This window comes from Granulicella sp. WH15, assembly GCF_009914315.1.
Classification (GTDB): domain Bacteria; phylum Acidobacteriota; class Terriglobia; order Terriglobales; family Acidobacteriaceae; genus Edaphobacter.
This window is the reverse complement of record NZ_CP042596.1, coordinates 4,056,880-4,072,053: the sequence shown is the minus strand read 5'-3', so window position 1 is coordinate 4,072,053 and position 15,174 is coordinate 4,056,880. Positions and strand designations below refer to the sequence as shown.

Annotated in this window: 14 protein-coding genes; 8 read left to right on the top strand and 6 right to left on the bottom strand. The window is 63.0% G+C overall.

The window, feature by feature from the left end; genetic code table 11:
- The first annotated feature begins 37 nt into the window (after nt 1-37).
- Nucleotides 38-1,132, top strand: coding sequence for a hypothetical protein (locus FTO74_RS16910; protein ID WP_162539193.1), 1,095 nt, complete (start codon nt 38-40; stop codon nt 1,130-1,132).
- A gap of 77 nt (nt 1,133-1,209) precedes the next feature.
- Here the strand turns inward: FTO74_RS16910 and rpsT are convergent, their stop codons facing one another.
- On the bottom strand, nt 1,210-1,491 hold the full coding sequence (gene rpsT, locus FTO74_RS16905) for a 30S ribosomal protein S20 (protein WP_162539192.1): 282 nt from the start codon (nt 1,489-1,491) through the stop codon (nt 1,210-1,212).
- A gap of 209 nt (nt 1,492-1,700) precedes the next feature.
- On the opposite strand from rpsT, the gene FTO74_RS16900 reads away from it, so the two are divergent.
- From FTO74_RS16900 to era, 5 genes are all read left to right on the top strand, one after another.
- Nucleotides 1,701-2,573 (top strand): nitrilase-related carbon-nitrogen hydrolase, encoded by an 873-nt coding sequence (locus FTO74_RS16900; protein WP_162539191.1) that lies wholly within the window; start codon nt 1,701-1,703, stop codon nt 2,571-2,573.
- 381 nt (nt 2,574-2,954) lie between these two features.
- Nucleotides 2,955-4,001, top strand: a complete 1,047-nt coding sequence (locus FTO74_RS16895; protein ID WP_162539190.1) for a PhoH family protein — start codon at nt 2,955-2,957, stop codon at nt 3,999-4,001.
- A 75-nt stretch (nt 4,002-4,076) separates the two neighbouring features.
- Complete coding sequence (ybeY, locus tag FTO74_RS16890; protein ID WP_162539189.1) at nt 4,077-4,529, top strand: rRNA maturation RNase YbeY; 453 nt, start codon at nt 4,077-4,079, stop codon at nt 4,527-4,529.
- Complete coding sequence (locus FTO74_RS16885) at nt 4,526-5,908, top strand: hemolysin family protein (protein WP_162539188.1); 1,383 nt, start codon at nt 4,526-4,528, stop codon at nt 5,906-5,908. Before ybeY ends, FTO74_RS16885 begins: the two co-directional genes overlap by 4 nt.
- Nucleotides 5,909-6,009: 101 nt before the next feature.
- Nucleotides 6,010-7,077: a GTPase Era gene (gene era, locus FTO74_RS16880; RefSeq protein WP_162539187.1), complete on the top strand. Its 1,068-nt coding sequence runs from the start codon at nt 6,010-6,012 to the stop codon at nt 7,075-7,077.
- A 67-nt stretch (nt 7,078-7,144) separates the two neighbouring features.
- Here the strand turns inward: era and FTO74_RS16875 are convergent, their stop codons facing one another.
- The gene (locus tag FTO74_RS16875; protein ID WP_162539186.1) at nt 7,145-9,907 is read right to left on the bottom strand and encodes a TonB-dependent receptor; all 2,763 of its coding nucleotides are present in this window, start codon (nt 9,905-9,907) and stop codon (nt 7,145-7,147) included.
- A 176-nt stretch (nt 9,908-10,083) separates the two neighbouring features.
- On the opposite strand from FTO74_RS16875, the gene FTO74_RS16870 reads away from it, so the two are divergent.
- Nucleotides 10,084-10,626, top strand: a complete 543-nt coding sequence (locus tag FTO74_RS16870; RefSeq protein WP_162539185.1) for a cupin domain-containing protein — start codon at nt 10,084-10,086, stop codon at nt 10,624-10,626.
- A 35-nt stretch (nt 10,627-10,661) separates the two neighbouring features.
- Here FTO74_RS16870 and FTO74_RS16865 read toward each other — a convergent pair whose 3' ends face one another.
- The 3 genes from FTO74_RS16865 to FTO74_RS16855 form a co-directional block, all read right to left on the bottom strand.
- On the bottom strand, nt 10,662-11,579 hold the full coding sequence (locus tag FTO74_RS16865) for a polysaccharide deacetylase family protein (protein ID WP_255462345.1): 918 nt from the start codon (nt 11,577-11,579) through the stop codon (nt 10,662-10,664).
- A complete protein-coding gene (locus FTO74_RS16860; RefSeq protein ID WP_162539184.1) occupies nt 11,576-12,283 on the bottom strand; it encodes a cupin domain-containing protein in 708 nt (235 codons plus the stop codon). The genes FTO74_RS16865 and FTO74_RS16860 overlap by 4 nt, the downstream gene beginning before the upstream one ends.
- A gap of 132 nt (nt 12,284-12,415) precedes the next feature.
- Nucleotides 12,416-12,961, bottom strand: coding sequence for a carboxymuconolactone decarboxylase family protein (locus tag FTO74_RS16855; RefSeq protein WP_162539183.1), 546 nt, complete (start codon nt 12,959-12,961; stop codon nt 12,416-12,418).
- Nucleotides 12,962-13,144: 183 nt separating this feature from the next.
- Here FTO74_RS16855 and FTO74_RS16850 point away from each other — a divergent pair, with 183 nt between their 5' ends.
- Nucleotides 13,145-13,705, top strand: a complete 561-nt coding sequence (locus tag FTO74_RS16850; protein WP_162539182.1) for a TetR/AcrR family transcriptional regulator — start codon at nt 13,145-13,147, stop codon at nt 13,703-13,705.
- Nucleotides 13,706-13,708: 3 nt separating this feature from the next.
- Here FTO74_RS16850 and FTO74_RS16845 read toward each other — a convergent pair whose 3' ends face one another.
- Entirely contained in the window at nt 13,709-15,040 is a 1,332-nt protein-coding gene (locus tag FTO74_RS16845) for an amidohydrolase (protein ID WP_162539181.1), read from the bottom strand.
- Nucleotides 15,041-15,174 lie beyond the last annotated feature (134 nt).

The window sequence follows — 15,174 nt, the reverse complement described above, 5'->3', positions numbered from 1 at the left end:
TCGGAGAGTGAACGTGAAGGTTTATCGGGTCGCACCCTTGCTGCTCTTCCTGTTTTTCTTCTCTGCAACCTGCTCCGTCGCCGCTCAGGAATCGCTCATCACCGCGGAGACCCCGGTCGACGACGGTGTGCTGCATCAGTGGCTCCACAGTGGCGACCCGCGCCTGATCGCCTGGGCTGCCGACTTCGCCCGCAGAACGCACGACGCGAAGATCGTATCCGAGATGCCCGCTCTGTTGGAGCACTGGGTCGACCCCAAGGCTCTCAGCGGTGACGAATCGGAGGCTGCACAACGAAGGGCGATTGAAGCGGTCCTCGACACGCTTATTCAAGAAAACACTCAGGTTCCGGCCTCCGCCATCACAGCCATCGCCGCATCTTTCCCGGCACAGGCCGCTATCCTGATCGGTCGGCTTCCCGTGTCTGAATCGCTTGCAACTCTGCGAGGCTGGACGTACGGGACCACGGGAGGCTGGTTCGGGTTCACTCTCGCCCGCATTGCAGCGATGATGCTGGCGAAGAATCCAGGATTGAGCCGCGACTTTTTCTGGGTCCGAGACCGTGGTGACGTTGGATTTGTCGCCAGCGTGGTCGCCGCTTCTGAGGAAGAAGTACACATCACGGTGAGTTCTTCTAATGAGCAACCTAGGATAGGCACAGGGAATGCCTGCGGGGACTCCTGGCCCCATCCGCTCACCCCGGGGTGGCCGCAGGTTTATGCCTACGACCTACTTGAAAACGATCCCGGGGCTACTGCTCCAATCGTGGTCGATCTGGAGCGTGATCGCATCGTCTCCCGTCGTTTCGAGGAGAATCGACCCCCGGGATCATGCTTCGGAGTTCGAGGGCTTGATCCCTCAACGCGGCATCAGTTGATCGCCTATTGGCTCGGTATTCCCGAGAAGGAGATGGCCTGGCGGCCGGTCGAAGAACGTACCATCCTCTGGACCAATAAAGCGGCATATCAACATCAGCTCGGAGAGATTACAGAGGCCGAGCGCGAAAAACTCCACGCCACCGTCGAAGCCCTCCGGCAGCGTGGTCTGCTGACCGAGTTCGAAGCGGAGAGGATTGCCCCAAGGCTGGTCGTGAGCGTCCAATGCGAGATCAAGCCGTGTCCGCTCAGCCAGTAATTTGTAATTCACGCAGACGCAAAACGGCCTTCCTTTGCGCATCGCAGAGGAAGGCCGTTCGAGATACGGGGTAAAGCTTAGGCGGCCTTCTTGGCCAGGACCGCAGCCTTGACGCGCGCGTTCAGGCGGCTCTTGTAGCGGCTCGCGGTGTTCTTGTGCAGCACGCCCTTCTGCACGCTCTTGTCGAGCAGCGAGGCAGTGGTGCTGTACACCTTCATCAGGTCTGCCGTGTTGCCGGCGGCGATGGCCTCGCGCAGGGTGCGCAGGGTGCCGCGGAGCTTGCTCTTATTGGCGCGGTTAGCGGCAGTCTTGGTGAGGGTCTGACGGACGCGCTTCAACGACGAAACATGATTTGCCATAACTTGAACTCTCTTCTCTTCAAATAGCCCGCCGCGGCGGGAAGATGGGTTGCAGGCTCCAGGGGATTCGTCACCCCAAGGTGCTCGGTTTGCAGGCCAGCCGGGAACGGTCGCCAGTCACAGCCTGCCGCACGCCCTGCAATCACCAATTCTACGGAAGTTTGGGGCCAAGGTCAACCGTAAGGCCCGTGCCGATTTATCCTCGAAGGATGTTCAAGGCAGCGGTGGCGCAGGTAGGGAGCGTGCTGTTCGATACGGTGGCGACGCTCGGGCGGGTGGAACGGATGTGCCGCGAGGCCGCCGCAGGCGGGACCAAGCTGCTGGTGCTGCCCGAGGCGCTCCTCGGCGGCTACCCCAAGGGGCTGACCTTCGGAGCGGTGGTGGGGAGCCGGACCGACGCCGGGCGCGAGCAGTTTCGGCGGTACTCGGCTGCGGCCATCGCCGTTCCCGGCCCGGAGACGGAACAGCTCGCGTCCTGGGCGGCGGAGCTGGACCTCCACATCGTCGTCGGCGTGATCGAGCGCGGCGGCGGCACGCTCTACTGCACCTCGCTGGTCTTCACTCCGAGCCAGGGGCTCGCCGCCAAGCACCGCAAGCTGATGCCGACCGGCACCGAGCGGCTGATCTGGGGCCTCGGCGACGGGACGACCATGCAGGCAGTGGATACCGAGCTGGGCCGGATCGGCGTGGCCATCTGCTGGGAGAACTACATGCCAATGTATCGGCAGTACCTCTACGACCAGGGTGTGCAGCTCTGGTGCGCCCCCACGGTCGACTCGCGCGAGATCTGGCAGGCCAGCATGAGGCACATCGCCTACGAAGGCCGGTGTTTTGTGCTGAGCGCCTGCCAGAAACTGACCATAGAGGACTGGCAGGAGGATTTGCAGGCCGAGGGCGGCGAGATCGACGGACGCAGCCTGATCGTCTCCCCGCAGGGGCAGGTCATCGGCGGGCCGCTGACGGGAGAGGGGCTGGTCTTTGCGGATATTGACCTCGATGAGATTCCGCGAGGGAAGTTCGATCTGGACGTGGCCGGGCACTACAGTCGTCCGGATGTTTTTACTCTGACGGCAAAGACTTAAAGACGCCCTAACGCCGGGCGGGCGGCACTTCGTGCGGTTTTGGACGCTGCGCGTGTCTGAGGGCCTCCCTCTGGTCGGCAACGAACATGGTTTGATTCCGCTGACAGATCAAGTGCAATTAAATGCCAGTTTTGCTCAGTTTCGGACAAAACAAGCCCTTGACGCGCACCTCCCGAGGGGCTAATCTCCTTCCATCTGCGACACTCGTTTGGCACGTCCCGCCAATCCGGTCTCGGTCCAGGCACACCATCCCGGTGCTGCCTCCCATCCAGCCAACCCCCAGGCAATCCATGTGTTGAACCTCACCCCCGCATCGCGTCATGCGGCGGCGACGCCCCTGTTTCCAACCCAGCTCTACCCTGACGGAGGTCAGAGATCCCATTGACAAAAAAAGCCCTCGATATCACCGCAGGCATTGAAACGCTGTACGGAAACCACGACGAAAATCTCCGGCTGCTCGAAGACTCGCTCGGCATCCAGATCGATCTCCGGTCGGATGCGATCTACCTGACCGGTCCCGAGGAGCAGGTGCAGCGCGCCGCCCAGGTTTTCGCCGACTACGACGGCCTCCGACGCGGCGGCGTGACCCTGCAAAACGGCGAACTGCACGCCATGCTGAAGCTGGTGATGGCCGACCCGGCCGTAACCCTGCGCGGGCTGGTCGACGCGGGCAAGCAGCGCTCGGCGGGAGTGAAGCGGATGGTGCAGCCGCGCTCCGCGAACCAGAAAAAGTACGTCGAGGCCATCGAGACCTCGGATATGACCTTCGGGCTTGGCCCCGCCGGTACGGGCAAGACGTACCTGGCTGTGGCGATGGCCGTCTCGGCCCTGATGGCGAAGAAGGTCTCGCGCATCATCCTGGTGCGTCCGGCGGTCGAGGCGGGCGAGCGGCTCGGGTTTCTCCCGGGCTCGCTGCAAGAGAAGGTGGACCCCTACCTGCGGCCTTTGTACGACGCCCTCTACGACCTGCTCGACCAGGAGAAGGTCGACAAGCTGCTGGAGCGGCATGTCATCGAGATCGCGCCGTTGGCCTTCATGCGCGGGCGCACGCTGTCCGACGCCTTCATCATCATGGACGAGGCGCAGAACACCACCAACGAGCAGATGAAGATGTTCGTGACGCGTCTTGGCAACAATTCGAAGGCCGTCATCACCGGCGACCTGACCCAGATCGACCTGCCCAATCCGAAGAAGTCGGGGCTGTTGGAGGCGCTGCACGTGCTCGACGGGGTGGAGGGGATTAAGTTTTGCCACTTCGAAGACGTGGACGTCGTGCGGCATCAGCTCGTTCAGCGTATCGTGCGGGCATACGACAGCTACGGACGCGCTCAGCAGCAGAATCTGCCGCTGGGAATCGGCGAGACCAGCCTGCCGGATGCGGCGGTTGCGGCCTCGAAGCCGCCCCAACCCATGTCGAAGCCACAGTAAATTCATCAAGATGCGATACCATCAACAACAGAGGCCGAGTTCCGGCCTCTGTTGTTGCACCAGCCTCTATCGCCGATGATTACCATCGAACCCCCAAGTAGCCCCCTCCCCGAGCTTCCGACTCTCAGCAAGTCCGCCTTATCGCGCTTCCTGAACCGCGCCCGCAAGGCTGTCGGTCTCGAAGGCGAGGTCGAGGTGCTGCTGACCTCGGATGCTGAGCTGAAGCGTCTGAACAAGTCCTTTCGGGGCAAGAACAAGGCCACCGATGTACTCTCGTTTCCCACGCCGCCGGAGATCGCGGCTCAGCACGCGGGCGACCTCGCCGTGTCGCTGGAGACGGCTGCGCGGCAGGCGGCGCAGTATGGCCACAGCCTCGCGGACGAGCTGAAGATCCTGCTGCTGCACGGTTTGCTGCACCTCGACGGCGAGGACCATGAGACCGACTCCGGCGAGATGGCCGAGCGCGAGGCCGAGCTGCGTAGCGAGTTAAAAATGAAGGTGGGGCTGATCCAGAGGGTGACGCGATGAGCGCGTCTGCTTTAGAACCCCTTTGGATCGTGCTGCTGCTGGCGATCCTCTCGCTGGCCGCATATATCGACCGCGTTTACTCGGAGATGGGCAAGTTCCTCTCGCGCGAGTATCAGGACAACATCGACGCGTGGGAGGAGCTGGTAGAGCCTCGGATCGGGCTTAGCCGCGAGTCGGTGTCGCTCTCGGCTTCGGTGCTGCGTCAGCTCTCGCTGGCGGCGGTGGCGCTGTTTTTTGGGCTACGGGCCTACGGGCAGGCTCCGGGCTGGGTGCAGATCGCCACGACGGCCTTCGAACTGGTGCTGATGATCGTGATCTTCGACCGGCTGATCCCGCAGGTGCTCTTTACGCGGACACGCGGCGTGTGGATCGCGAGCATCCGCTTCTTGTTGCAGGCTCTGCTTTACCTGATCCTGCCCATCACGCTGCTGCTGAGCCTGCTGCTCTCGATCACGGCTCTGGCCGAGCCGGAGGATACGAGCGAGGAGGAGCACCCGTCCGAGGCGATGGACGCGCTGCTCGAGGCGGGCGAAGAAGAAGGAATCCTTGAAGAGTCGGACCGCGAGCTGGTGCGGTCGGTGGTGGAGTTCGGCGACAAGGTGGTGCGCGAGGTGATGACGCCGCGGCCGGAGATCTTTGCTGTGCCCGCGACGCTGACGCTGCGAGAGTTTACCGCCGAGATCAGCGAGGTGGCCTACTCGCGCGTGCCCGTCTACCGCGAGTCGCTCGACGACATCACCGGCATCGCCTTCGCGCACGACCTGCTGCACATCTCCGACGATGAGGCCGAGACGCGCACGGTCGCGCAGATCCAGCGTCCGGCGGCGTTCGTGCCCGAGACCAAGATGGTGGCCGAGCTGCTGCGCGAGATGCAGAGCGAAAAGCAGCACATGCGCATCGTGATCGACGAGTACGGCGGCGTGGCTGGGATCGTCACCATCGAGGATCTGATCGAGGCCATCATCGGCAACATCGCGGACGAGCATGACGAGACCGAGGAGGACGACTCGCCGGTGCGCGAGCCGAGCGGCTCCTACGTGGTCAGCGGCAGCTTCGAGCTTTCCCGGCTGCGCGAGCTTTTTGCCGATCAGGTGGCGCACCCCACCGACGAGCTGCCCGACGCGGTGGGCACCGAGGACTACGACGACCTGAACCTGGGTGAGGCCGAGTCCACCGACGAGCCCGAGCCGCCGCTGCGGCTACCCGAGCACTACGAATCGACGACGCTGGGCGGACTGGTCTCGGAGTTGGCGGGGCATATTCCGCTGCCGGGCGAGGTGATCGAAGAGGACGGCCTGCGGCTGGAGGTGCTGGCCAGCACCGACCGGCGGATCGACCGGATTCGGGTGAGTTTGGCCGCGCCGAGCGACGAAGACTAAAGGCAAAAGCGCCCTAATGCCGGGGCACTTCGTGCGGTTCTCGACGCTTCGCGTGGCAACGATTTACCCAGCCGTCTTCGCGACAGCGCATAATAAGGGTGATGGCATTTCGCTCTGGTTTCGTCTCAATCGTCGGTCGTCCCAACGCGGGCAAGTCAACCCTGCTCAACGCTCTGCTGGGTCAAAAGCTCGCTATCGTGACGCATAAGCCGCAGACGACGCGGACCCGCATCCACGGCGTGCTGGAAGTCCCGGCCAAAAAGGGCGCGCACCCTGCGGCGCAGATCGTGCTGGTCGATACGCCCGGAATCCACCGGCCCGAAACCCACCTCGACAAGCGCATGATGCAGGAGGTGCACGACGCGCTGGAGTCGCGCAACGCCGTGCTCTTCATCGTCGATGTGACCCACCGGCTGCCCAAACAGGAGGGCGACCAGGCCAAGGTCACCGGCCGCATGGCGCTCTCGAAGGCCGAGGATGACTTTACCTTGCAGGTGCTCAAGGGGCTGGATGCCGAGTGCCCGGTGATCCTGCTGCTCAACAAGATCGACCAGATTCCTCCGGCGGAGATCATGCCGCTGATCGCGCACTGGTCCAAGCTGTACGACTTTGCCGAGGTGATTCCCATCTCGGCGAAGAAGAAGATCAACCTGGAGCTGCTGCTCGAGAAGGTGGTGGCGCAGCTTCCCGAGGCCCAGCGATACTTCCCCAAGGACCAGTTGACCGACCAGCCGGAGCGGTTCCTGGTGGCGGAGCTGATCCGCGAGAAGATCCTGATGCTGACCGGCGAAGAGGTGCCTTACGCGACTGCGGTGGTGATCGAGAAGTACGTGGAGCCGCCTCCGCGCACGCGCAAGCCGAAGCCGGGCGACAAGCTGCCCGTGACCAGCATCGCAGCGGCGATCTACTGCGAGCGCGTGGGGCAGAAGGCGATCCTGATCGGCAAGCAGGGCAGTATGTTGAAGGAGATCGGCACGGCGGCGCGCAAGGAGATCGAGTCGCTGCTGGGCACGCGGGTTTTTCTGGAGCTGTTCGTGAAGGTGCAGGACGACTGGCGTTCGAAGCCGAACTTCATCGAGGATCTGGACTGGCGGCGGCAGCTTGAGCAGATCGCGGCGAAGCAGGCGAGCGATGAGCTGGAGTCTCCGGGACCGGACGAGCAGCAGTAAGAACCATTCCCCGGATAAAAGGAGAAAAGGCACGGATTTTATCCGTGCCTTTTCCTTTAGAGGAGGGCTAGAAGGTATACCGCACCCCGGCCTCCACGCGGCGTCCGGGGTTGGCGGCGTTGGGCACTCCGAAGAGCGGAGAACCCAGTACTCCACCCACCGTGGTGACGTTGGTGTGGTTCAGCACATTGGCCGAGCGGAGGTTGACCGTGAGGGTCTGCGGATGGTCGGCCTTGGCGTTGCGCGTCAGCGAGAAGGCGCGTTGCAGGTTGGTGTCCAGCCCGAAGGTCCACGGCATGACGCCCTGATTACGCCGGAGGACGCCGATGCCGCCCGATGCCGTCAGCAATCCGAAGGGCGTGGGGATGGCTCCGGGCGTGCCGGGCGCGGCGTACTGCGGCCGATCGTTGAAGTTGCCATCGCCGTTGTTGTCGAAGCCGGTAGTGATGTTGTAGTGAGCATCGCCTCCGGCGGTAAAGTCGGCGCTGAGCTGGATCTTCTGCGGAAAGGTGAAGGTGCCGTTGCCGAAGAGGTTCCAGACCGGCTGGTTGGAGCGAGGAGCCAGTTCTCCCGCGTTGCTGGTGGAGCTTTGCGGCGAGTTCAGTTCACTGTCGTCCGTGTCGTCGACCAGCGCGACGCGCACCGCGCCGAAGAAGAACTGCGCGTGCTTCAGGGTGTGCTGTTCGATGCCCGCGAAGGTGGCATTGACGCGGCCCTGGCCGTCGGACCGCATCTCCAGCACGTTCAGGTTGGCCGCTCCCGGACGCGGGCCGGTGGGGCTGCCGTCGAGCGGCGAGTTGATATTGGGCGAGCGACCCTGGTTCCAGAAGCGGCCGATGTAATAGTCCGCCGAGAGGTTCCAGCCGTGGGGCAGCGCGCGTGTGCCGCCGATATTCTCCGCCGCCCACGTGCCGTTGCCCAGACCGGAGGCGAACCGGCGAATGCTGTGGATGGGCGTCGCGCCCAGGAAGGGATTGTTGAAGACAGGGTTGTAGATGGTGCTGGAGATGCGCTGGACGCCGTCCTGCTGTCGCACCGTGGATACATCTGTGTCACCATAGCGTCCGGCGAACGTGCCCACGTGCGCGTGCAGCGTCCAGGTGCCCTTTTTGGTGGGCGACCAGAGCACGCCGAAGCGAGGCGTGATGGAGCCGAGGAGCACGGGATTGTTCTGGATGAAGTAGCGGACGCCGCCGGAGATGTGGAGGCCGTGGCCGGCGTTCCAGTCGTCCTGCAGGAAGACCGCGTCCATGACCTGGGTGAAGTTGACCGTGGGCGTGCCCACCACATTTTGATAGGCCGTGGCCGAACCGCCGGACAGGCCGAGCTGCGCGCGCCGATACTGCTCGATGCCGGTGATGGTCTCGGTCTGGCCGGGGATGGGTTGGTTGTTCGCGTCGAGCACGGGCGCAGTGCCGCCGCCGAAGGTGTAGGCGCCGTTGAAGTTAGTGGGCAACTTATCGTGGTCGTCGTAGACGAAGAACTGCGTGCCGAACTTGAGCGTGTGCTGCTTCGTCGTCAGGATGGCGTCGTCGTCCAGCTCGGTGATGAAGCGGTGGAGCTGCTTGGCTCCGATGGTGGCTCCGCCCGCCGTAAATGCTCCCGAGACCTGCACCGAGGGCGCGCTGGAGGCGGGCAGATCGTTCTCACCGTTCCAGCGCAGGCTCAGCCTTGCCTCGTGCATCAGGCGAGCGGAGGCCGTAGTGATGTTGCTGAGGTGGATCATATGGTCGTACTTCTCGCTGTCGTAACCCGCCTCGGCCAACGCGTTGCCGCCCACGCCCAGGTTGGCGAGGTGGTTCTGGTTGGCGCTGTAGCTGGCGATGAAGGTGTTCTTCTGGCCAAACTGCCAGTCCAGCCGAGCCAGTCCCACCCAGAGCCGCTGCGGCGTGGGCACGTTGGTGATGGTGCTGACCGTGTTGCCCGCCGAATCGAGCGTGACGGCGTTGACGACGGCGAAGTTGTCGATGCTGCGATGCTCCAGATTCATAGCGAAGTCGCTGCCGGTCTTGCGCACGGGACCGGTAAGCTCGAAGCCGTAGCGCTGCTTGCCCAGCGAGGCCTTGGTGGTGGAGAAGGGATCGCGCGAGTTCTCCCACGGGCTGCTGTTGGTGGCGAAGAGCGCGCCGTGGAAGGTCTTCTGGCCGGGCTTGGTGTAGATCTCGACGCGCCCACCCTCAAAGGGAGGCTCGCGGTACTCGGCCGAGAACTGGTCGGGGTTGACCTTGATGTAGGCGATGGAGCTCTTGGGCGGCAGGCTGGCGGAGTCCTGGAAGCCGTCGACCGAGATGGTGGTGTTGGAGGGGTTGCCACCGGCCGCGGCCGCTAGCTGGTTCAGCTCGCTGAGCAGGTCGTCGGGGTCGTCGGCCAGGGCCTGTAGCTGCGAGCCGGAGATGGTCTGGGAGGTGCCGGTGGAGAGGGGATCGGTGCTGATTCCGTCGCTGCCGTCGACCTCTACGGTGGCATCCACCTCTTCGGGCTTCAGGGTCAGCTCGATTAACGCCGTGTGGGGCGTGGATAGGGCGATCTCGTGCGCGGCGAAGCCCTGCGCGGCTCCTGCGAGGCGATGGGGGCCGTCGCCGACGCAGGCGAAGCGGAAGCGGCCGTCCGAGCCGCTGGTCTCGTTGCGGGCTCCGTCCAGCGTAAGGCTGGCGCCGGGGATGACCGCGAGGGTGCTGTCGCGAACGATGCCGGAGATCGTGGTGCCGTGGCAGCTTGTCTGGATCATGGCTGGCTGGATCATCTCTGCTTGGGCGAAGGCCGTCTGGGCAAAGGTGTACGGCAACGTAAGCGCCATAAAACTCGCGGCGGTGGCGAAGAGCTTATTCATGCAAAACCTCATAATCTGCGAGAAGGAGGGCGGGAGACACACCGGTGCGAACGTGCGGCACTCGCGTGGATCCCACCCTTCTCGTTAGACGTTCTACGTAAGCAGACTCAGGATGGTTCCCTGACGATTCTGTTTTGGGTCTGGTATTGTGTGTGCCTGCAATTCGGAGGTATGCGATGCGACGCTGGATTGGGTGTACCGCACTGGGGACGATGGTCTTTTTTGCACAGGCAGGTCTTAGTGCGCAGGAGTTCAAAGTGCAGGACGCGGAGCCGCAGAGGCCCGTCGCCGATTACTTCTCAGATGCGTGGCTCAAGGAGCATGTTCCGCAACTGCTGGAGAAGGCCAGGACCACCGAGGACGGGACGGCGGCGATCGTGCTGCATCGCTATCCCAATAACTATATGAACCTGATGGTGCGGATAAAGACGGGCGTCGGCGAGATGCACGCCGACTGGACGGATGTGCTGATCGCGCTCGACGGCGAGGCGAACATCATAACGGGCGGCACGCTGGTGGACCGAAAGGACAGTGCCGGTGGCGAGTCGCGCGGAAGCCGTAGCGAGGGCGGCACCGACCACATCATGCACAAGGGCGACGTGATCCACATTATGCCGGGCGTGGCCCACTGGACGGTTCTGCCGTCGGGCAAGAACTTTGTCTTCTTCGCGGTAAAGATCCAGACACCGCGTGAGGGCGTGCTGCCGGTCAGCCACTAAGGGCGCTTATAAAAAAGCAAAGGGCTTGCATGGCATCAGCGGCAGATGGTGTTGAGATCGACGGTGGCCTCCGGATGAGCGGCTACAGGAAGGCCGCGTGCCCGCATCGCCTCCTCCAGCGTATCGGGCACAGAAGGTAACGAGAGATCGAGGTCGTTCTTATAGAACGGATCCTTCTCGGCATCTTCAAGACTGACGAAGCTGAAGCCCCGGCTGCGATAGAGCTTGAGCAGGCGCGGCAGCATCCGCGCATCGAGCGCGCCTACGTGCATCAGCAATACATAGGGAATGTCGTGGCCGTACAGCGTCTTCGCCATGGCGCGCGTGTAGCCGATGGTGGCGTCCGCGGCTGCAAGATAGCTCGCTTCGAGCTGCGCGATGGCCGCGTCATCATGCTTCGCCACGCAGCGCGCATATGGATCGTTGTAGGCGTAGTCGCGGAAGCTCATGGTGACGCCCGCGATCTTATATCCATGCTCAGCCAGAAACTTACGTGCGGCCTCACGCTTCTCGGGCGTATTTCCCTCGGCCAGATTGGGGTAGCGAAGCCAATGCCAGTCCTGCCCAGCCATGTACTGCTTCAGCAGAGGCTCGTTCTTCAGCACCTCGGCCTCCCACTCCTCGACCGTATGCTGGTTCAGGTTCAGGTGCGACCACGTGTGGTTGCCGAGCGGCAATCCGGCGTCGCGCCACCCTTGCAGCATCGGCGTCGAGAGCGGCTCCTCCTCGGTGCGGATGCCGTTCACGAACCCATAGACCGGCGGCATGTGCTCGGCCTTCATAGCGGCCATCAGCTTTCTGCCGATCTCGACGCGGCTATCCCCCAGCGGCAGCTTGCTGTGTGCGGGCAGGTCGTCCCAGGTGAAGGCGATCTGCTGTGCCTGCACGGGCAGAGTCGTAGCCAACAGGGCGAGGCTCAACAACAAGGAGAAGCGGCGGAGCATTTTTTTCATGGGAGAAGGATACGCAGAAAGTGCCCCGATGAGGAAGAGCCAGGAAGAATTGTGCCGGACTTCGTGGCAGGGAGCCAGAGCACCTTGCCAGGCACGAGTGTGGTGCCGTGCTTCGATGAGCCCTCCGCTACCTGCGCGGGTGTGAAGGGGATGAGCAGCGAAGGGGAGTCCGAAGGAGTGATGGCGCAGGGCGACGGGCCCGCGCAGATGATTCTTTCCACCTGCAACTCGGGGTTGTTAAACTCCATCGTCGAACCGCTGGTGGCCAGGCTCTGCGGAGCGCGCCCGCGAAAGGTCTCCTTAAGGGCCAGCGGCACTTGCTTTAGCTCTACGCGCAGAAAGTCGGAGTCGGTATCGCCAAGGTTCTCGATGCTGTGGCGCTCGGCTTGTCCGTTGTTGACGCGGAACGCACCCTTGACCGTCGGCGGCCGCACCACCGAGACCGGAGCCTCGCCCGGCTCGGCGTGGTCGATGCGAACCTGGCCGGAGTCGCTGAGGTAGACGAAGACCGTGGCCAGGCTGGAGTGGTCGTGGATGGGGATCTTCTCGTGTGCGGCGTAGTGAGCGCGGATCACCTCGACCAGGCTGTTCTCGAAGACGACGCTGTAGTTGTTGGGCAGCGTCTGGAGCGGGTCCTGCGCGCGTGCCGCACCCGATGCGCACAGAAGTACGGTGAGAAGAGCAGCAACTCGACGAGGCATCATTGGCTCCTGATCAGGATGAGTCGTTCTCAACGATCATCGAGCATCAGGTCGCGGCTCTGCAACGGCTATTGTTTTCTGGCTGCTTCTGCGCGCCGGGGATACGCCGCCCCGACGCGCAGAAGCAGCCGGCGATCAGGCAATCTCCGCGAACGAGACCTTCGGGAAGTCGATGTCGACCTGCGCGGCTTTGTTGAAGTAATTCGTCAGAATGTTGAGGGCGACGTGGGCGATAATCTCCGCGATCTCGCCGTCGTTGAAGCCTGCCTGGCGTACTGCGGCAAGGTCATTGTCACTGATTCCACCGCGTGTCTCGAGGACGCGCTGGGCAAACGTCAGCGCCGCAGTGGTGCGAGCGTCAACGCCTTGGCCCTTGCGGCTCTCCACGACCTGCTCCGGGGTCAGCCCCACCATCTTTCCGATGGCGCTGTGTGCGGAGAGGCAGTAATTGCACTCATTCTCCTGCGCTGTGGCGAGCGCGAGCTGCTCGCGAGTCTTGGCGTCGAGAAGGCCGCCGCCCAGGGCACCGCTCAGTCCGAGATATCCCTCGAGCACTGCGGGCGAGTTAGCCATCACCTTGGTCATGTTGAGAACGATTCCGAGCTTGGCTTTTACAGCGGTGAGAAGATCCTTGGCTTTACCGGTGGCGTTGGCGAGTTCGATAGCGGGAAGACGCGACATGGTGATTCTCCTGATGGTTCGAAGTGAGCAGCAGCCCTTAGTGGGTCTTGTTCTTTGATACCGATCGTTCGGTAAAGTTGCACAAAGTTTTATCCCCCTCGCAAAATCTTTTGGAGGATTATTCGTAACGAACGATCGGTATACTCTAAGAAGAGTGGTCAAGCCCTGAAGGAGGGGCGGCGTATGGCGCGTTCTACTGTCAGCGATGAGGATTTGCTCTCCCGGGCCTCGGAGGTCTTTCGCACCCATGGTTTCGAGGGCACCAGCCTTAGCCTGCTCGCGGAGGCGACGGGCCTCGAGAAGGCCAGTCTCTACCATCGCTTTCCGGGAGGCAAGGAGCAGATAGCGCTGGCTGTCTCGACGGCCGTGCATGGGTGGCTCGATCAGCACGTCTTCGAACCCTTGAAGGCCGCCGGTACGCCGCAGAAGAAGCTCCGCGCGGCTACGGAGCAGATCCGTCTCTGCTATGACGATGGAGCCAAGCCCTGCGCCCTCGATGCTCTCTCTCTTTCGGGCGGCGGCGTTGAGCTGGCAGAGGCGCTCAAAGGCACGCTGCAAGCGTGGATCAAGGCATTCGCTGAGGTCGCACGCGAGAGTGGTCTTTCGCCTTCGGACGCACGCAGAAGAGCCGAACAGGCTGTAGGCCAGATTGAGGGCTCGCTGATCCTGAGCCGCGTACTCGGCGATACGAAGCCCTTCCGCCGGGCACTGGAAGAGCTGCCCGGCCTGTTGGGCGTGGAGTAAGGTTTATTGCAGCAGTGAGAGCGCCACTGAGGTCATGGCCTTGACACCGGTGGTCACGGTCGGCTCAGGATCGGGCTGGAAGCGGCTGGTGTGAAGGCCGGGCATCTCCTGCCCAGCCGCCGCGGCCGCAGCAAACTTATCCACGGGCATCGCGCCCAGCCAGAAGAAGGCCAGAGGAATCTGGCGTCCACCCGGAGCCTTGGTGGCGAAGTTGCTGACGTCTTCGCTGACCATCGTGGGCTTGTCGTCGAAGACATTGGCCTGGCCGAGCGTCTTGACGAGCGTGCCGCGTACGCGGGTGACGAGCGCCGGATCGTTGACCGTAAACGGCGCACGGTCGCCTTCGAGCACGGTGACGGTGGGGAACTTCTCCGGCGGCAGGCCGGCAGTGGTGGCGATGCCGATGGCCATCTGGCGGATGCCGTCGAGCGTGGTCTGACGGGCCTTGTCGTTGAAGTAGCGCGTTGTCAGCTCGAGCTTCACATCGTTGGGGATGATGTTGCGCTTGGTGCCGCCGTGGATGTCGCCGACGGTGACCACGGTGGGGTCGCGCGGGTCCTGCTCGCGGCTCACGATGGTCTGGAGGTCGAGGATGAAGAGCGCGGCGAGGACGACGGGATCGCGGCCCATCTGCGGCTTGGCTCCGTGGCCGCCGATGCCGTGGATGGTGACGTCGACCGAGGTCATGCCGGACATGGCCGGGCCGCTGGTGATGCCGACGGTGCCCGCCGCGTGCTCGTTAGTGTCGTGCAGGCCGATGACCATATCGGGCACGCCGAAGCGCTCGTAGAAGTGGTCGGCAAGCATGGCGGTGGAGCCGTCGCCGGTCTCCTCGGAGGGCTGGCCGACCATCATCAGCGTGCCGTGCCAGTTGGCCTTGCTGGCAGCCAGCGCGCGGGCGGTGCCGACGAAGACCGTCATGTGAACGTCGTGCCCGCATGCATGCATTACGCCGACCTGCTGACCGACCGCGTTCTTGGTCAGCACACGGCTGGCGTAGGGTGCGCCGGTCTCTTCGATAATGGGCAGCGCGTCCATGTCGCTACGGATGAGCAGCGTGGGGCCGGGGCCGTTCTTCAGGATGCCGACGACGCCATAGGCCTTCGAACCATCGGGATAGACGCCGATATGGTCGGTGACGGTGTAGCCAGCCTTACGCAACTCGTCGGCGACGAAGGCGGAGGTGTGCTCTTCAAAGTGCGATAGCTCAGGGTGCGCGTGCAGGTTCTTGTAAATCTCGGCCAGCGAGGAAGCGGTCTGGTTACTCTGGCTGCTTTGGGCAAGCGTGGCTGCGGCAAAGAGAAAGGGCAGAGCAACGGAGACAACTTTTCGCATGAGGCTCCTTTGAGCTTGAAGATGATGGTTGATTGCTGAGAGTCTACTCTGCTTTGATAAAAGCCCAACGTGAATAAAAGAGATAAGAGTGGATAAAATAAGTAACAAAAACAGTACTTTATTTTAACTCTTCT